The sequence below is a fragment of the Pseudoalteromonas sp. Angola-30 genome (genome assembly GCF_028599215.1).
In the GTDB taxonomy this organism is placed as follows: domain Bacteria; phylum Pseudomonadota; class Gammaproteobacteria; order Enterobacterales; family Alteromonadaceae; genus Pseudoalteromonas; species Pseudoalteromonas atlantica.
This window is the reverse complement of record NZ_JAQREI010000003.1, coordinates 343223-360330: the sequence shown is the minus strand read 5'-3', so window position 1 is coordinate 360330 and position 17108 is coordinate 343223. Positions and strand designations below refer to the sequence as shown.

The window sequence follows — 17108 nt, the reverse complement described above, 5'->3', positions numbered from 1 at the left end:
TGAAAATTGTTCAACCTCAAAATATAAACAGGCCATAATAGGGAGTAATTTATAAACTTAAAAAATCGCCGCATTAATTTACTAAATTAATTTCATCCTTGCTTGTAGTTACACGGTTATAACTCTAAAATCCATACACTGTAATTATATACATATTTTAGGTTTATCTCCCCATGCTTTCTGACCAACTAAAAAAAACAATTAGGCAAGTACACCAGCATGTGGCTAGTAACCTTACTGATTACCGCCCACGCAGTAGCCAAAACTACCTTGTTGCCGAAATAGCAAAGACGCTAGCTGGCGAATACCATAAAAAACAGCGAATATGTGTTATTGAGGCTGGCACAGGGACTGGTAAATCACTTGCTTATTGTTTGGGCGCGTTACCGCTTGCCCTTGCTCAAAAAAAGAAGCTGGTTATATCTACTGCTACCGTGGCCCTACAAGAGCAATTAATAGCAAAAGAGCTGCCTTTTTTTAAAAAACACTCTGGGCTCGACTTTAAGTTTGACCTAGTAAAAGGTAGGCAACGCTATATATGTGCCCATAAATTACATAACGCTGTTAATGGCGATAGCCAAACGCAAATGGAGTTTATGCCCACACTTACCTCGCCGCTAAGTGATATGGAAACTAAATGTTTAAAAGGCCTTTACGATGCCTATGTAAATAAAAAATGGCAAGGCGACAGAGATAGTTGGGCCGACACCATACCCGATAGAGTGTGGAACTTAATCGCATGCGATAAACACGCTTGCCAACGCCAAATGAAAGCCCATCAAACCTGCCCGTTTCAGCTTGCTCGTAATCAGCTTATGCAAATGGATGTGCTTGTTATTAACCATTCACTGCTACTGGCAGATCTGGATTTAGGGGGCGGTAAAATTTTACCCGAACCCGATAACACCATTTATGTAATAGATGAAGCGCACCACCTTGCGCATATTACCCGCGACTTTTCATCGGCAGCGGCCACTATTAAAGGCACCATTGATTGGCTCGATAAGCTCACCAAATTTAGTGGCAAAATGTCTAAGGTATTAGTGGGTCAAAAGGCCATTGGTCAAAATTTCAAATTGTGCGATAGCATTAACGATGCAAATAAAGACTTAAAAGTGGTGCGTGATATTCTTGATAATGCCGACTTTGAATACTCAAAAGACGATACATATCGTTTTGAGCATGGCGAAATACCAAAATCATTGCACAACAAAGCTAAAGATATAAGTGACGCCACTCTAGATGCACTACGTTGTTTAAATAAAATGCACGATACCCTCACTCAAGATGTAAGCGATGGCGATATAAAACCCTACGTTGCCGACCCTGTTTTGGCCGAAAGCGGACACTATATAAACCGCTTAGAGCAATTAAATAAGCTGTGGTATAGCTATGCAAATAAAGGCGAAGGCACACCTCACGCAAGGTGGATCAAGCGTTTAGAATATAAAAACCATCACGATCACCTATTAAGTGATTGCCCTATCGAAGTTGGCTACTACTTAAAAGACAAGCTATGGAATGAATGCGCAGGGGCGGTACTATGCTCGGCGACTTTAAGTGCTCTCGGTTCGTTTGACCACTTTGCCTATGAAAGCGGATTAGCAAAAGAAGAAGGCGTTAAGTTTATTAAAGTGCCCTCACCTTTTGATTACCCTAAACAAGCAACCTTGCGTATCCCGGTAAGTAAAATTGAGCCAACCGACAAAGCATTTAGTGACCATATAGCGCAAACTTTGCCTGAGTACTTAAATACAAAAAAAGCTAATTTGGTATTGTTTGCCTCGTACTGGCAAATGGACCATGTGGCTAAGTTTCTTAGAACAAAAGGTTTTAACTTATTAGTACAAGGCGAAATGTCGCGCGAGGCATTATTAAAAAAACACACCCAAAATATTGATAGCGGTAAAGGTAGTATTTTATTTGGTACGCAAAGCCTCTCAGAAGGGCTTGATTTACCAGGTAAATATTTAGAAAACTTAATAATTACAAAAATACCGTTTGCAGTACCTACATCACCAATAGAAGAAGCCCAAGCCGAATTTGTACAAAGTAAAGGCGGTAATCCATTTTTGTCTATAACGGTGCCCGATGCAGCAAAGAAATTGGTACAAAGCTGTGGTAGACTGCTGCGAAAAGAGAGCGATGAAGGCCGTATAACCATTCTCGATAGACGCTTAGTTACCAAGCGCTACGGCAAAGCCATGCTCGACACCTTACCACCTTTTAAAAGACAAATAGATTATTAATGTTTGAACTTGCTTTAGATCCCACAACACTGGCAGTTTTATGTGCCGCGGCCCTTGCTGCTGGCTTTATTGATGCAATTGCCGGCGGCGGTGGCTTATTAACAGTCCCTGCACTACTCACCGCTGGCTTGCCACCGCATGTAACGCTTGGCACCAACAAGCTTGCGGCAAGCTTTGGCTCATTAACGGCCAGCTACACGTATTATAAAAAAAATCTATTTAGTCCTAAATTTTGGGCAAATTCCATTTTTGCTACAGCCATAGGCGCTGTGATTGGTACGTTAATAGTCGATCACTTAAGTATTGAATTTTTAAATAAGCTTTTGCCTATCATTATTATTATGGTGGCCTGTTATAGCTTGTTTGGTAGTTTAAGCACCACACAGGGCGATGATTTACCAAAAGTAACACCAATACTTAAACTAAAGCAGTGGTTACAGGGCTTAGCGTTAGGTTTTTTTGATGGCGTAGCAGGCCCAGGCGCCGGTACTTTTTGGACCGCATCTAATAGTTTATTTTATAAAATGAGCTTACTGCTTAACTGTGGTTTAGCCCGTTCAATGAACTTTGTATCTAACTTTATATCGCTTATTACCTTTGTGGCACTTGGTCATGTAAACTTTTTATTAGGCCTTATCATGGGCTTTTTTATTATGTTAGGTGCTTGGATTGGTGCTCACTCAGCCATTCGCTTTGGCGGTAAGTTTATTCGCCCTGTTTTTAACACTATGGTTATACTGCTAGCATTAAAACTGATTTACGAGGCTTATTTGTAAATGCAAACCCACGCGTTAGATAAATTACGCCAACAAGTTGCTACGCTTAAACAACAAGCTGAGCAATTTGATAAAGCTAAATTGTTTTCTAAAAACCGCTATATGCAGGCGCAGCCTAGTTTATTTGACCGCGGCGTATTTAGTACTAAAAGCATGAACCTAACTGACTACGTAACAGAAATTGAAGACGAAATTACCAGCTTACCACCCAGTGATCATCGCCATGCTTATGCTTATGCACTCGAGCGCATAGGTAATCAAGTACAAGCTGTATTTAGTGTTATTAAATCGACCCCCATCTGGGCAAAAGAAAACAAAAGCCAGTACAAACCTAGGCCAAAAAATACGGTTTATAAGCAAGCCGTAAAAAAAATAATGCAATCGTCGCACGAGCTATACGACGAGCTTAAACAAAACCATGAGTTTGAACGACGCTTAGTGTTAATGATTGAAGAGCGTAAACTACAAATGGAAAAAGCCAGCCCAGCGCAAGCACAAAAACTTAATATGGAAATTTTAACCACGCATGCGCGTTTAGGCCGCTGCCGTAAAGCTATTTCGGCCACCGAAGATAAAATTCAACAAGTCGAAAAACAACAATTACGCTAATGCAGCTTTTTTACCACCCGCTTTACAGTGCTTTAACGCTTCCTGAGCGCCACCGTTTTCCTATCCAAAAATACCAAATGCTAAAAGCAGAAATAGAACGCTTAGGCTTTGGGACTACACAGTTTAATACACCAACCAAAGCAACGCCCGAGCAGCTTGCACTGTGCCATAGCCAAGGCTACATAAATGATTTTTTAAACGCCACGCTCAGTAATAAAGCAATTAAAAAAATGGGTTTCCCGTATTCATGCGAATTAGTAGAGCGTACGCTACTTTCAGTCGGGGCCAGTATTCAAGGCAGCGAATACGCACTAAAACATGGTTTTTGCGCTAATTTAAGTGGTGGCTATCATCATGCATATAGCGATTACGGCAGTGGCTTTTGTATTTTTAACGATTTGGCTGTGGCTGGCGCGCATTTAATCAATACAAACCAAGCCGATACCGTATTAATATTTGATTGTGATGTACACCAAGGCGATGGCACGGCACAAATTACGCAACATAATAACGCTATAGTTACTTGCTCTATTCATTGCGAGCAAAATTTTCCGCGCTTAAAGCAATACTCCGATTACGACTTCGCCCTACCTGCCAACACATCAGATACCGAGTACTTAACAACGCTAAAACAAGCCCTCGAATTTTGCGTGCGTATTCATAACCCCGATATTATTTTATATAACGCAGGGGCTGATATTTACGAAAAAGACGAGCTAGGGTTATTTAACGTATCGCTTGAAGGGGTTTATGCGCGCGATCATTTTATGGTTGACTATTGCAAAGCCCATAACATCCCACTTATGTGCGCTTTAGGTGGCGGTTATCAGCGTAATTTAAATGCGTTAATTAATGTTCATAAACAACTATTTAAAGCTGCTATCGATTTATTTTAGTGCTTAGTATACACTCAAATAAACGGACTCTATAAAAGGCGCTAGCACGATGCGACTGCACGACGACATACATAACTTTTACGAAAAAATTGTGGTTGAAGAAATCATTAAACGTAAACTAGATAAAGTTTACAGTGAAGATGTAATGGCCGATTTTTGTTGCACGGTACTTAATCAATTGCCGCCACGTTATATTAGATACGATGTAGATATGGCCTTTTATTTACCACAAAGTGAACGTATTCACATGGAAGAGCGCGTACAAACCGCTATAGACGTTGCTATTAGCCAAATTTCAAAAAAGAAAGATTTAGATGACCAGCCCACTTGATAACGCCCCTACACATGTAAAACTGGCAGTAGATTTAATTATGCTTTTGGAGCAGCACGAGGTTGCTCCAGAGGATGTATTAAAAGCGCTCGAAATTGTAAAAAGTGACTTTGAACAAAAACAAGCCACCGCTTAGCATTACTCTTTTGTTTGCACTTCGTATTTAGTCACAGTGCCCTCGTGTTTGTTACAATCAATTTTAATCTCGCCAAACGTGCGTCTTGGGGTTGTTGAGCGGCGGCACGTCATTTTTTGTGCTTTACTGCCATATTGGCTTATGTACAACGCAACGGTTTCGTCTATTTTAAGCTGTTGCGCCGAAGTGGCTGCGTTATAAAAGGTATTGTATTGCGCCTGCCAACTTTCAACTCCAGCCTCTTTTGCAACGCCTAGCCACCCCATACCCATGTTAGTGGATTGTGTTAAGTACTGCCCTTTTAAAAACATAAACGATAATGTGTATTGCGCGCTTTTATACCCAAGTGCTGCAGGGTCTTTTAGGTACATAAAGGCTTGTTTATAATCTCCTTTTTTATACGCTTTTATGCCATTGTACTCATGTTTTTTCATGGTTATGTCATCGTATAAATTAATAGGCGTAGACCCACAACCACTTAATAAACCCACTCCCATAATTGCTGTGATCAGTAAATATCGGCTCATGACTATTCCTTTTTTATTATTTTTATATGCGAGTACCGAATCTGGCTTACAGTTAATGCAAAGCCTGTTACTCTGTAAATTAATTTGTATAATTAAAATACTATCATGAGCTTAGCAAGTTTACTTCGGTTATTTTTTCTGGCTGCAATTTGGGGCGCGTCATTTTTATTTATGCGAATGGCAGCAAACAGCTTAGGCCCAGCGGTGTTAATAGAGTTTAGAGTTGGCTTTGCCGCACTCACCCTCTTTATTGTGGCGCTGTACTTAAAACGCCGCTTGGCGTTTACTGCGCACACAAAGCACTTTTTTATAATTGGCGCACTTAACTCCGCCCTACCCTTTTTACTGTTTGCTTATGCCGCGCAAACGATTAGCGCCTCTACTTTATCTATTTTAAATTCTACAACGCCCATATGGGGCGCGGTGGTGGGCATTATTTGGAGCAAAACCAAACCGACTAAAAGCATGGTGTTAGGTTTGCTGTTGGGTTTAATAGGCGTGGCAATTTTAGTTGGGCAAAATCATTTTGTATTAAATAGTCAGTCACTTATTGCGATTGCAGCAGCGCTAAGCGCCTCCCTGTGTTATGCCATTGCATCCCATTATACAAAAAATGCCCCTAAGCTTGCCCCGTTCGATAACGCACACGGCTCTATGTGGGCAGCCAGTTTTATAGTACTGCCCCTTATACTTTTTATGCCAATGCGCGAAGTACCTAGTACCAACGTTATGCTTGGCGTATTAGCACTTGGCGTGGTGTGTACCGCACTTGCTTATATTTTATTTTTTAAACTTATTGACGATATAGGCCCAACCTCAGCTTTAACGGTCACGTTCTTAATTCCGCTATTTGGCATTTTTTGGGGGCATTTAATTTTAGATGAGCAAATAGGACCAAATACGTTACTCGGCGCATTATTTGTTATTGTGGGTACTATGCTGGTTACTGGTTTTTTACCACGAAAAAAGCACTTAGCTAAAACAAGCAAAGTGCCTTAAATTTTATATAGCATTATAGTTTAAATAAATTGTGGGTCTTTTGGCGCGTCGTGGCGGCGCGTTATATAAAGCACACAGTCGGTTTGGCTATTATTGCTATAGGCTCTTACGTGCTCAATAGGCACTGAAAAAGTATCACCTTGGTTAAGCGTTAATACTTCATCACCTAAGTCGATTGTTACGCTTCCTTGATGAACAAATATAACCTCTTCTTCAAAGCGAATATGAGGCGCAACCTGTGCATCAGGTTGTAACTTTAACGCAGAAATATTAAAGCCATGAGGCCAATTTAGCTGTGTTTGAATACATGTTTTGGCGTTTAAATTACCGACTAATGGCGCTTCATATACGCCATCAAACTGGCTAAGGTACGAGCGTTTATTCCAATTAAAGTTGCTGGCTTTAACCACAGTTTGTGCCAGCTCTTCATCGGTTATTACTCTGTGCTGCGCTATTTGCTCTTGGCTGGTCACGGCCATTGGCTTTACGCCATCGGGAATGGTTTCATTTAACGTGGTATCTACTAAGCTGCCATTTTCTAGCAAAATTAGTCCGTATTCTTTTGCCATGTCGAATACTTGCGGAGCCCAAAGTACTCTACCGGGGTTATCACTTCCAAGTACCGCATATAAATAGCCTACGCCGTCGCCAACATTTTCAAACCCTCTAAATATATCCATCGGGATCGAAATAATATCGCCTTCATTTAAAATTACCTTGGCATCTTTACCGTCAACACCAGTGTAAAAAGCCCACGTACCACTGTGTACTACAAAAATTTCTTCAGTTAAATGGCTATGCTGCGAATTTAAACACCCTGCAGGTTGGCGCGCACCACCAATATTAAACCCATGAGGAATAGAAATATGTACATGTTGATTTGGGTTTTCGGCAACGCCTGGGCCAATAATTGTAAAGTTTTCTTTTTGATCGCTCCCCGGCGAGCGTGTATCAATAAAGGCATTTTTACACGCAATTAAATCATCGTATCGTACTAACCTATCTGAAAATACACTCATTACTCTCTCCTAAATTGGTTACTGTGCGGTCCAACCGCCATCAATTTTAATACTTGTTCCGGTGATCATTGCTGAAAGGCCGCTTAGTAAAAACACACAAGCATTGGCAATATCATCGGTTTGGGCAATTTTTTTCAGTGGGATCATGTCGTAAACAAACTGCTTAAACGTCGCATCTTCTAGCATGGGTTTGGTCATTGGGGTTTCTACAAAGGTGGGGGCTACGGTGTTCACACGCACATTTTTATCGGCAAGTTCAACCGCCATTGCTTTGCTCAACCCCTCTACCGCATGTTTGCTCATGCAATACAAAGTACGTTTAGGTGAACCAACAAACCCCATTTGCGACGACATATTAACCACCGCCCCAGCGCCAGAATTTATTAGCGCTGGCAGTGCCGCTTGGCTAATTTTGTAAACGCTGCGAATATTCATCGCAATTACGTCATCAATATTTTCATCTGTTTGCTCAAGCATTGGCGCAACCCGATTTATACCAGCGTTATTTAACAGCCCATCAAGTGTTTTTAGCGCCTTTAAACGCTCAAAAAAAGCATCGCTATTTATATCTAGCGGCCAAATTTCTATTTGCTCAGGCGCGTATTTCTGTAATGTTTGTAAATCACTGAGGGTACGTGCTACTGCAATAACTTGAGCCCCTGCATCTACGCATTTTTCTACGCATGCTTTACCAATACCTTTGCCTGCACCTGTCACTAAAATGGTTTTACCCACTAAAAGCGTTTTATCAAATCCCATTTGTTCACCTAAATTCTATATTGCATTCGAAGTCATTATTAATTAGAGTGCATTTAGATGCAAGACATTATTTAACCAATACGTCTCATCAAATGTGTATATAACAACGACTCACTAAGGACACTAGCAATGATAAAGCATTTAAAAAAGGGTCAACCAATTGACTCAAAACAAAAACAAAATCAATCAGTAAGAGATATTGTAGAGAATATTTTAGCGCATGTTGAAACCGAAGGTGACGCAGCCATTCGTGAGTACTCTGAAAAGTTCGACAACTGGACTCCGGAGTCTTTCAAACTTTCAGAAGACGAAATTAAAGCCTGCTATACACAACTTGATGAGCAATTAATTAACGATATTAAGTGGGCGCAAAGCCAAGTACGTAATTTTGCACAAATACAACGTGACTCAATGAAAGACGTAGAGGTAGAAACTCTTCCGGGCGTAACCCTTGGTCATAAACATATCGCTATGGATAGCGTAGGCTGTTATGTGCCAGGTGGTAAATACCCGCTATTAGCCTCTGCGCACATGAGCGTATTAACCGCTAAAGTAGCGGGTGTTAAACGCGTAATAGCCATGGCTCCACCGTTTAATGGCAAGCCATCACCTGAAATTGTAGTCGCGATGGATATGGCCGGAGCCGATGAAATTTATTGTTTAGGCGGCGTGCAAGCGGTAGCTGCAATGGCAATTGGTACACAAACTATTGCGCCGGTAGATATGATAGTTGGCCCAGGTAACGCGTTTGTAGCCGAAGCAAAACGTCAGCTATTTGGCCGTGTTGGTATTGATTTATTTGCAGGGCCTACCGAAACCCTCGTTATTGCCGATGACAGTGTAGATGGCGAGCTATGTGCGGCAGATTTACTCGGCCAAGCAGAGCACGGCCCGACTTCACCGGCTATTTTACTCACCAACTCAGAGCAACTAGCTAAAGATACAATAGCAGAGGTGCAAAGGCAGCTTACTATTTTACCTACCGCCGATATTGCAGGCGTAGCATGGGAAGATCACGGTGAAGTAATTGTATGTGACACCTACGAAGAAATGCTGCAAGTTGCCAACGACTTAGCGTTTGAACACGTGCAAGTGATGACCAGCAATACCGATTACTTTAAAGAGAACATGCAAAACTTTGGCGCTTTATTTTTAGGTCCGCAAACTAATGTTTCGTATGGTGATAAATGTATTGGTACAAATCATACACTACCCACAGGTAAAGCTGCGCGCTATACTGGCGGACTATGGGTAGGTAAATTCATAAAAACATGTACTTTTCAGCAAGTAACAGAGCAAGCCTCGGTGGTTGTTGGTGAGTATTGTTCACGATTATGTGCTGCAGAAGGGTTCGCAGGCCACAAAGAACAAGCAGACATTCGTGTAAGACGATATAGGAAGTAAATCTTGAAGCAAAAAAGAGTCACCTCATACGATGTTGCCCGTGTAGCGGGCGTATCGCAATCGGCGGTATCGCGTGTTTTTAGACCTGGTTTTAGTGTGTCTAAAAAAACCCGTGAAAAAGTAATCGCAACGGCCAATGAAATGGGCTATCGCCCGAATGCTATTGCCCGTATGTTGATCACCAAACAATCGGGTATGGTTGCGGTTATATTGTCATCGCAAGCAAACCTGAATTACCCAGAGGTGCTTTCTGAGCTAAACAGAGAGCTGGCACTGCACAATAAACGTGTGCTGCTCTTTACACTTGATAACGCAGAAGAGCTAGATGAATTACTCGAAAACATATGGACCTTTCAGGTTGATGGTGTAATTGCCCTAGCTGCTCACTTTGATAGTAAAAGCTTAAACTTATTTGCTAAACACAGTACGCCTATTGTGCTTTATAACCGCCATGTGCCTGAGTCGAATGCAAACACCGTTTGCTGTAATCACGACAAAGGCATTAAACAGTTAATTGATTTATTACACGAAGCTAACCATAAATCGTATTTAATTATCTCCGGCCCTACCGACTCAGATGTTGCAAACGAGCGCAGAGAAATAGCCGAAAATTATTTACAAACCCTAGGCGTTAAAGACACGCCGGTTATTTATGGTGATTATGGGTATAAATCGGCACGCGACGCACTTAAAAAATGGTTAAAAAAACACCCCAAGCCCGATGCCATAATATGCAGTAATGACGCTATGGCAATTGGCGTAATTGATGAACTAAAAGAAAACTTTTGCATTAAAGTGCCCGACGACATGTCGGTTGTAGGATTTGATGGTATTAATGCCTCCTCGTGGTACAACTATCAAATAACCACAGTACAACAGCCAATGAAACAGCTTACTAAAGCCGCTGTTGATATTTTAATGGAGCGCATTGAAAACCCTCAAGCGGCTGCAGAAGTTCGGGTATTTACTGGTTCATTAATTGAAGGGAACTCTATTAAAAAACGTTAAATTAAGGAATTTTTGTGGCCAAAAATCCTGTTTATATTTTACCTGGTACACTGTGTAATGACCGCATGTTTGCAGCGCAAATTAACGCACTGCAAAATGCAGGTTATACACCGTGTGTAATACCCTTAACCGAGCAATCTAGCATTTTGCAAATGGTAGAACTTTGCAAAAAAATTGCACAAGAGCCGGGCCCATTTATAGGTTTTTCCATGGGCGGAATTGTTGCGCTTGCCCTGTTAAAATCAAACCCTGAGCTAGTTACCTCCTTGTGTTTAATGTCGAGCAATTATTTAGCCGATAAACTTGAGCGCCCTGCAATTAGACTCAAACAAATTGAACACGCCAAAAGCAGCAGTTTAGAAGCGCTACTTAAACGTGACTTTTTGCCGCACTACTTTTACCAACCAAGTAAAGCCCATGAAGAGATCGTACTTAGCATGGCAAACGATCTGGGTATTAACGCCTTTAGCGCCCAGCTGAGTGCACTTGCCACCCGCGAAGATACGTTAAGCGTAATAAAGCAAAGTACAAAAAAACTACTCATTATTGGGGGCGAGCATGACCCATTATGCCCTGCAAGTGTTCAGCAAAGTATGCATGAAGCAGCGCCTAATAGTGACCTTGTACTGCTTGGTCATTGCGCTCACTTTGCCCCGCTTGAGCGAAGTAATACGGTAAACGCAATTTTATTAGACTGGTTGGAGTCTTTATCATGAATTTAAAGCAAAAGTTAAATGCAAAACAGCTACTGCTAGGTACCTTTATTAAAAGCACGCATTATCATAATACAGAAGTATTGGCTCACACTAACCTTGATGTTCTGTGCCTTGATGCAGAGCATGCGCCCTTTGATAGAGGCGATTTAGATAGCTGCATAATGGCAGCACGTACTAAAAATATGCCCACGCTTATACGTGTTAGTAATACAGACCACGCCACTTTATTAAGTAGCTTAGATATAGGCGCAGATGGCCTTGTGCTGCCGCATATAAAAACCCCCGAACAAGCAAAAGCAATTATTAAAAACTGCTTTTATGGTAATAACGGCCGAGGCTATGCCGGTTCAAGCCGCTTTGCTGGTTACACAACCCATGCCTTAACCGATAACCTAGCAAGCAATAAGTCATCAACCTGTATTATTGCGCAAATAGAAGATACCGATGCACTGGATAATATCGAGCAACTGTGCCAAATAGATGAAATAGACTGCATTTTTATAGGCCGTATGGATTTAACTATTTCCCTTGGCGAAACCAACCCAAGTGCCCCTATTGTACTTGAGGCAGTTACTAAAATAGCCAAGGCAGCGGCTAAATATAATAAATGCTGTGGCATGTTTGTAGGTAATTTGAGCGAGCTGAGCCATTGGCAATCATTAGGCGTGAGCTTTTATTTATTAGGCTCAGATCACAGCTTTTTATTAAGTGGCGCTAAGCAATTGCGAGAGCAATTTGAAACAGCAACAGGAGCCCAAAACAATGAACATTCATAATAAAAATAAAGCGTTAATACACGACTTTAGACAGGCCCTGTATAACTTTGATATAAACGCCTTGCATACACAAATTAATACCGTGTTTAGCGATGACGCACTCATTCAGCTGTGTTACCCGTTTGAAACTCTTACCAACCCTAATGCACTTATTGAGCAAGTTTATTTACCGCTTAGCGAGGCATTTGTAGGATTAGAGCGCCGCGATACAATCGTTATGGCAGGTAGCTCAATTAACGGCTCAGACTGGGTAGGTTGTTGCGGTTATTATACCGGTTCGTTTGAAAAGCCATGGCTTGATATCCCCCCTACTGGGCACCAAGTTAGCATGCGTTTTCATGAATTTTACCGCATTAAAAATAACAAAGTGGTAGAAGTACAAGCTATTTGGGATATTCCCGAAGTAATGATGCAAGCTAAAGTATGGCCGCTTTCGGTGAGCTTAGGTAAAGAGTGGCATGTACCAGGCCCTGCAACGCAAGATGGATTAATCACAAACGAATACAATGAAGAGCACGCAGCACAAAGCTTAAAACTTGTGGGCGACATGTGTGAGCACCTTGGTTTTTATGCCAAAGGCGGTATAGAGGCCATGAAGCTTGAGCAATTTTGGCACCCGCACTGTAGCTGGTATGGGCCAAGTACCATAGGCACTGCACGAGGTATAAAAGGGTTTAGAAACTGGCATCAAATTCCGTTTTTAAATGCCCTGCCAAACCGAGTAGGTGATGCAAGTAAAGGCTATTTATTTGCCGATGAAAACTATGTTGGCTTTACCGCATGGCCGGGTATGAGCATGACTATTAGTAATGATGGTTGGTTAGGTATTGCGCCCGCAAATCAGCAAATAACCATGCGTAGTCTCGACTTTTGGCGCGCCGAGAATAACTTAATTCGCGAAAACTGGGTATTAATAGATATTCTTGATGTCTACCATCAAATTGGAGTAGATGTATTCGCACGCATGAAAGAGCTTACCAAAGCGCGCTATTTAAACTTTGCGCCCTAGGGCGTATAAACAAAAAAAGCTCTGTTAAACAGAGCTTTTTTATTACTTAAATAGACTATGCGCCAGGGTTCGCAATACTTTGCGTGCGCTTTAAAATATCTAGGCCTTGTTGTTTTAACCAATAAGGAATATCAATAATGACCCAGTTTTCTACCAGTTTATCGCCCTCGCGATGATACACATCCACCACGCGCATATCTGCTGGGGTATTAGCACCCGGTAGGCCTAAAAAGCCCCCAATGGCCGTGTTAGTTAAATTAGGCCAGCCAAAAAAGCAGGCAAACTCATCTTCAGCAAAACGGCAAATATGGCCGTTAAATACTTTACCCGTTAACCCTTCTCTAAACGGATACATGTGCTGCTGCTGATAACGCTTAATTGTGTAAGTTGCGCCAATGCCTGCTGGGCCATACCACACCATGTTTTCATCCCAGGTTTTACCAAGCACTTCGGGCGGGCACGTATCAACGCCACTTTTATTAAGCGCGGTTAGGTTATCAATCATTTGATTTACCAGCGCCATTGTTTTTTCGCTTTGCTCATCGCTACTTTTACCCAAACGAATACCATCGTGCGTACGCGGCCCAGGATACGTAAAATATTGCCCAGTAGAGAGCGGCAGCGGGTTTAAACCTACTTGCATCATAAGGCCAATAATATCGACAAAAAAACCGGTCTGAATTATTTTTCCGTCTTTAACACAGTTAAATTCGGCATAGCGCAAAGTGGCAAGCTTATGGGTTGGCGCAATACCTAGCCAATCTTTATCAAATAAGCCCATAAAATGGCCCATGCTCATCACCCACTGGCCACCGTCGGCTTCGCTTTGCCCTGCAATAAAAATATCCTCACGGCGCTGCAGCGCACTAAACGAGCTAAATAATGGCTGCCAAACTTGGGCAATTACATCATTCGCACACTCAAGCTCATTAAACGGGTGCACCCCTTTAAAGCTGTATTCACTGGCCATAAACTCATTAAATACGGCTTGTAAATCATTGCCTTGTGCTTTTTCTAGTGCAGTATGAAATTGACGAACTAGTTGTTTATCTTTAAGTATATCTGCCATGATTATTCCTCATTGTTTGCGCAGTCAAATTAATGTCTTCAAACCGCCGTTAAACACACTTTAACAAAATGTATTGCATTTAAAGAGTAATTAAAAGCCTGTGAATAGTAAGTTATAAATTGCTTTAAAATAATACTAATGAGAATTGACTTCGAAGTCAAAGTGATTCATGATGATTCAAAATAAAAAATACAAATAGGCTCTCAAGCCCGTAAAACCTAATCTAACAGGATTAATTATGAATGATTTTGGATTGTTGAATTGGAGCATTCTCATCGGGTACATAATTGCCAACCTAATACTTGGGTTTGTAATTAGTAAAAAGATCAGTAGTGCTAACGACTTTTACATAGGTCGAAAAACAACACCTTGGTGGGCTATTGGTATATCGGTTGTTGCTACTTATGTAAGTGCACTCACCTTTTTAGGTGCGCCAGCGTGGTCTTACAAAGAGGGGCTCTCGGTTATTGCCATACACCTTAACTACCCACTGGTTATTGTGGCGGTGGTGTGTTTGTTTTTTCCGTTTTTTTACAACGCGGGTGTGGCCTCTATTTACGAATACCAAGAGCGCCGCTTTGGTAAAAAGGCCCGCTTACTTATCTCTACTATTTGGTTAATATCGCAAACTATGGGTTCAGCCGCAGTGCTGTATGCAACCTCCTTAGTGTTGGCCTTTATTATCGATATAAATGTTATAACTGCGATATTTTTAGTTACCATAATCGCCCTTATTTATACCATGCTAGGTGGCATAACCGCCGTTATATGGACCGATGTAATTCAGTCAGCCATCTTATTTATAGGGGCTGGTATTATTATGTATGCCCTCATTACCTCTATGGATGGTTCATTTAGCTCAACACTGAGCGAGCTAAAAAGCCAAGGTAAATTAGACCCACTTAATTTCTCGCTCGACTTTACCCAAGTAACTACCGTGTGGTCTGGCGTGCTGGCTATGTCGCTATATCACATTACGGTGTATGGCACTAACCAAATGATGGTGCAGCGCACCCTTGCCGCTAAAAATATTGGCGATGCTAAAAAATCCTACTTACTAATGGGCTTTATCGCGTTCTTTATTTACTTGTTCTTTATATTTATGGGCGTGCTGTTTTATAGCTACTACGGCGGGCGCACTTTTGAAAACGACAACTTAATTATTTTACAGTTTGCAGCTGATTATGGCTTACCAGGGTTAATGGGCATTATTGCCGCTGCGGTAATGGCAGCATCTATGTCGAGCCTCGACTCAGCACTTAACTCACTTTCAACCATAAGTACTATCGATTTTTATAAAAAGTACTTTGCGCCTGAAAAAAACGACGCTCACTATTTAAATGTTACTCGCTTATTTACGCTAGGTTGGGCGGTGGTCATTATTATTCCGGCCATTATGTATCACCTATACAGCGAAGGCTCAATTTTAGAAATACTCACTAAAGTAGGCTCGTACTTTGTAGGTGCTCAGCTTGGCATGTTTGCCCTTGGGTTCTTCTCTAAGCACACCACCGAAAAAGGCTTATTAATAGGCACCTTAGTGTCGTTTATTACCGTTGCTGTGTGCGCAGTGTTTACCGACATTGCATGGCCATGGTACTGCGCCATAGGGGCAATAACCTGCCTTGTATTTAGCATTGCGTTAAGTATTGCATTTGATGGCTATCAAGAGGATTACAACGAATACACCATTAAAGGTCAGTTAAAAGCATTTAAAGATCAAAAACGTCCAGAAAAAGAAAACGGCTGGTACTTAATTCCGGGTAAGTTTGACTCAATCAATTACTGGTTACTTGGCTTTTTTGTACTGAGCTTTGCCTCTCTCATGTTATTTGAATATTTTGTGTAAGGTGAAATAAATGAATATTTTAGAACAGCTTTTCGAAAACTTCAGCGCTGCAGAATTGCCAAATCAAGCATTGCTTGCAGACTCCGTTCAATGGCAGGTAAGCCACCCTTTTGAGCCTATTAGCACAAAGCAAAATGTGATTAATGACTACTTTGGCGTACTTAAACATTCGTTACCTGACATAGAGCGCAAACCGTTTATCTCTATCCAGGGCGACTACAAAGGTGAGCAATGGGTGTGTGCAACAGGGTATTTTACCGGCACATTTACACAGCCTTTATTGGGTATTCCTGCCAGCGGCAAAAGTGTGTTTATTCGCTACAGCGAAATGGCGCAAATAGAAAACAACCAAGTGGTTAATGTTTACACATTTTTAGATTTAATTGATGTAATGAACCAAGTAGGCGTGAACCCATTACGCCCAAGCTTAGGTTACCCAGGTTTAGTTATGCCCCCCACCACACTTGATGGCGTACCAACAGGTGATAAAAACGAAACGCTTAGCAAAACCAACGAGCAACTTGTAGTTGATATGCTCACAGAGCTTGGCCACTATGACGGTAAAGACTTATACAGCATTAATTTAGAAAAATACTGGCACCCAGATTTTATTTGGTATGGCCCAGCAGGCATTGGTACAACCCGCGGAATTAGCGGCTTTAGAGAGCACCATCAAGGGCCGTTTTTAAAAGGCTTTCCTGATCGCGGTATTAATAAAACACTGTGTTTAGTAAGTCACGATAACTTTGTTGCTACCGGCGGATGGCCTCACATGTATGGCACTCATACCGGTGAAGACTGGTTAGGTTTACCGCCTTCTGGCAATAAGCTGTTCCCGCGTGTCATGGACTTTTGGCGCTGCGAAAACGGCATATTAAAAGAAAACTGGGTCGCTATTGATATCCCTCATTTATTAAATGGAATGGGCATTGATATTTTTGAGCAAATGCAACGCAAAATAGCCGCAGCTAATTAA

At 41.6% G+C, this 17108-nt stretch carries 18 protein-coding genes; 14 read left to right on the top strand and 4 right to left on the bottom strand.

The window, feature by feature from the left end; translation table 11 throughout:
• The first annotated feature begins 173 nt into the window (after positions 1 to 173).
• The 6 genes from dinG to rsmS are packed head-to-tail and all read left to right on the top strand — an operon-like array spanning position 174 to position 4997.
• Complete coding sequence (dinG, locus tag PSH54_RS06955) at positions 174 to 2249, top strand: ATP-dependent DNA helicase DinG (RefSeq protein ID WP_248531080.1); 2076 nt, start codon at positions 174 to 176, stop codon at positions 2247 to 2249.
• Positions 2249 to 3025 carry a TSUP family transporter gene (locus PSH54_RS06950; RefSeq protein WP_024033710.1) on the top strand — a complete coding sequence of 259 codons (777 nt, stop codon included), beginning with the start codon at positions 2249 to 2251 and terminating at the stop codon, positions 3023 to 3025. Before dinG ends, PSH54_RS06950 begins: the two co-directional genes overlap by 1 nt.
• On the top strand, positions 3026 to 3634 hold the full coding sequence (locus PSH54_RS06945) for a primosomal replication protein (protein WP_004585953.1): 609 nt from the start codon (positions 3026 to 3028) through the stop codon (positions 3632 to 3634).
• Complete coding sequence (locus tag PSH54_RS06940) at positions 3634 to 4530, top strand: histone deacetylase family protein (RefSeq protein ID WP_273605770.1); 897 nt, start codon at positions 3634 to 3636, stop codon at positions 4528 to 4530. The genes PSH54_RS06945 and PSH54_RS06940 overlap by 1 nt, the downstream gene beginning before the upstream one ends.
• A gap of 49 nt (positions 4531 to 4579) precedes the next feature.
• Positions 4580 to 4861, top strand: a complete 282-nt coding sequence (locus PSH54_RS06935; RefSeq protein ID WP_004585951.1) for a late competence development ComFB family protein — start codon at positions 4580 to 4582, stop codon at positions 4859 to 4861.
• A complete protein-coding gene (gene rsmS / locus PSH54_RS06930) occupies positions 4845 to 4997 on the top strand; it encodes a pleiotropic regulatory protein RsmS (RefSeq protein ID WP_024033713.1) in 153 nt (50 codons plus the stop codon). The genes PSH54_RS06935 and rsmS overlap by 17 nt, the downstream gene beginning before the upstream one ends.
• Before the next feature lie 2 nt (positions 4998 to 4999).
• Here rsmS and PSH54_RS06925 read toward each other — a convergent pair whose 3' ends face one another.
• Complete coding sequence (locus PSH54_RS06925; protein ID WP_121637237.1) at positions 5000 to 5524, bottom strand: sel1 repeat family protein; 525 nt, start codon at positions 5522 to 5524, stop codon at positions 5000 to 5002.
• A gap of 105 nt (positions 5525 to 5629) precedes the next feature.
• Here PSH54_RS06925 and PSH54_RS06920 point away from each other — a divergent pair, with 105 nt between their 5' ends.
• A complete protein-coding gene (locus PSH54_RS06920; protein ID WP_273605769.1) occupies positions 5630 to 6523 on the top strand; it encodes a DMT family transporter in 894 nt (297 codons plus the stop codon).
• Between the two features lie 20 nt (positions 6524 to 6543).
• Here the strand turns inward: PSH54_RS06920 and PSH54_RS06915 are convergent, their stop codons facing one another.
• Both PSH54_RS06915 and PSH54_RS06910 read right to left on the bottom strand, forming a co-directional pair.
• Complete coding sequence (locus tag PSH54_RS06915; protein WP_273605768.1) at positions 6544 to 7542, bottom strand: cupin domain-containing protein; 999 nt, start codon at positions 7540 to 7542, stop codon at positions 6544 to 6546.
• Between the two features lie 18 nt (positions 7543 to 7560).
• On the bottom strand, positions 7561 to 8301 hold the full coding sequence (locus tag PSH54_RS06910; RefSeq protein WP_024033718.1) for an SDR family NAD(P)-dependent oxidoreductase: 741 nt from the start codon (positions 8299 to 8301) through the stop codon (positions 7561 to 7563).
• 129 nt (positions 8302 to 8430) lie between these two features.
• Between PSH54_RS06910 and hisD the strand changes: the two genes are divergently transcribed.
• The 5 genes from hisD to PSH54_RS06885 are packed head-to-tail and all read left to right on the top strand — an operon-like array spanning position 8431 to position 13214.
• On the top strand, positions 8431 to 9705 hold the full coding sequence (hisD, locus tag PSH54_RS06905) for a histidinol dehydrogenase (RefSeq protein WP_024033719.1): 1275 nt from the start codon (positions 8431 to 8433) through the stop codon (positions 9703 to 9705).
• Positions 9706 to 10713 carry a LacI family DNA-binding transcriptional regulator gene (locus PSH54_RS06900; RefSeq protein ID WP_029772146.1) on the top strand — a complete coding sequence of 336 codons (1008 nt, stop codon included), beginning with the start codon at positions 9706 to 9708 and terminating at the stop codon, positions 10711 to 10713.
• Between the two features lie 14 nt (positions 10714 to 10727).
• The gene (locus tag PSH54_RS06895; protein ID WP_273605767.1) at positions 10728 to 11429 is read left to right on the top strand and encodes an alpha/beta fold hydrolase; all 702 of its coding nucleotides are present in this window, start codon (positions 10728 to 10730) and stop codon (positions 11427 to 11429) included.
• Entirely contained in the window at positions 11426 to 12205 is a 780-nt protein-coding gene (locus PSH54_RS06890; protein WP_273605766.1) for an HpcH/HpaI aldolase family protein, read from the top strand. The genes PSH54_RS06895 and PSH54_RS06890 overlap by 4 nt, the downstream gene beginning before the upstream one ends.
• Positions 12192 to 13214, top strand: coding sequence for an ester cyclase (locus tag PSH54_RS06885; protein ID WP_273605765.1), 1023 nt, complete (start codon positions 12192 to 12194; stop codon positions 13212 to 13214). Before PSH54_RS06890 ends, PSH54_RS06885 begins: the two co-directional genes overlap by 14 nt.
• A 55-nt stretch (positions 13215 to 13269) precedes the next feature.
• Here PSH54_RS06885 and PSH54_RS06880 read toward each other — a convergent pair whose 3' ends face one another.
• Entirely contained in the window at positions 13270 to 14283 is a 1014-nt protein-coding gene (locus PSH54_RS06880; protein WP_055255210.1) for an ester cyclase, read from the bottom strand.
• Positions 14284 to 14521: 238 nt separating this feature from the next.
• Between PSH54_RS06880 and PSH54_RS06875 the strand changes: the two genes are divergently transcribed.
• Positions 14522 to 16132, top strand: a complete 1611-nt coding sequence (locus tag PSH54_RS06875; RefSeq protein WP_273605764.1) for a sodium:solute symporter family transporter — start codon at positions 14522 to 14524, stop codon at positions 16130 to 16132.
• Between the two features lie 10 nt (positions 16133 to 16142).
• Positions 16143 to 17108, top strand: coding sequence for a nuclear transport factor 2 family protein (locus PSH54_RS06870; RefSeq protein WP_273605763.1), 966 nt, complete (start codon positions 16143 to 16145; stop codon positions 17106 to 17108).

Excerpts from the sequence above, each read along its gene's own strand:
- PSH54_RS06950 (WP_024033710.1), top strand. The coding sequence starts at position 2,249 with ATGTTTGAACTTGCTTTAGATCCCACAACACTGGCAGTTTTATGTGCC.
- PSH54_RS06925 (WP_121637237.1), bottom strand. The coding sequence starts at position 5,524 with ATGAGCCGATATTTACTGATCACAGCAATTATGGGAGTGGGTTTATTA.
- PSH54_RS06910 (WP_024033718.1), bottom strand. The coding sequence starts at position 8,301 with ATGGGATTTGATAAAACGCTTTTAGTGGGTAAAACCATTTTAGTGACA.
- PSH54_RS06920 (WP_273605769.1), top strand. The coding sequence starts at position 5,630 with ATGAGCTTAGCAAGTTTACTTCGGTTATTTTTTCTGGCTGCAATTTGG.
- rsmS (WP_024033713.1), top strand. The coding sequence starts at position 4,845 with ATGACCAGCCCACTTGATAACGCCCCTACACATGTAAAACTGGCAGTA.
- PSH54_RS06945 (WP_004585953.1), top strand. The coding sequence starts at position 3,026 with ATGCAAACCCACGCGTTAGATAAATTACGCCAACAAGTTGCTACGCTT.
- PSH54_RS06940 (WP_273605770.1), top strand. The coding sequence starts at position 3,634 with ATGCAGCTTTTTTACCACCCGCTTTACAGTGCTTTAACGCTTCCTGAG.
- dinG (WP_248531080.1), top strand. The coding sequence starts at position 174 with ATGCTTTCTGACCAACTAAAAAAAACAATTAGGCAAGTACACCAGCAT.
- PSH54_RS06915 (WP_273605768.1), bottom strand. The coding sequence starts at position 7,542 with ATGAGTGTATTTTCAGATAGGTTAGTACGATACGATGATTTAATTGCG.
- PSH54_RS06890 (WP_273605766.1), top strand. The coding sequence starts at position 11,426 with ATGAATTTAAAGCAAAAGTTAAATGCAAAACAGCTACTGCTAGGTACC.
- PSH54_RS06875 (WP_273605764.1), top strand. The coding sequence starts at position 14,522 with ATGAATGATTTTGGATTGTTGAATTGGAGCATTCTCATCGGGTACATA.
- PSH54_RS06880 (WP_055255210.1), bottom strand. The coding sequence starts at position 14,283 with ATGGCAGATATACTTAAAGATAAACAACTAGTTCGTCAATTTCATACT.
- PSH54_RS06935 (WP_004585951.1), top strand. The coding sequence starts at position 4,580 with ATGCGACTGCACGACGACATACATAACTTTTACGAAAAAATTGTGGTT.
- hisD (WP_024033719.1), top strand. The coding sequence starts at position 8,431 with ATGATAAAGCATTTAAAAAAGGGTCAACCAATTGACTCAAAACAAAAA.
- PSH54_RS06870 (WP_273605763.1), top strand. The coding sequence starts at position 16,143 with ATGAATATTTTAGAACAGCTTTTCGAAAACTTCAGCGCTGCAGAATTG.
- PSH54_RS06885 (WP_273605765.1), top strand. The coding sequence starts at position 12,192 with ATGAACATTCATAATAAAAATAAAGCGTTAATACACGACTTTAGACAG.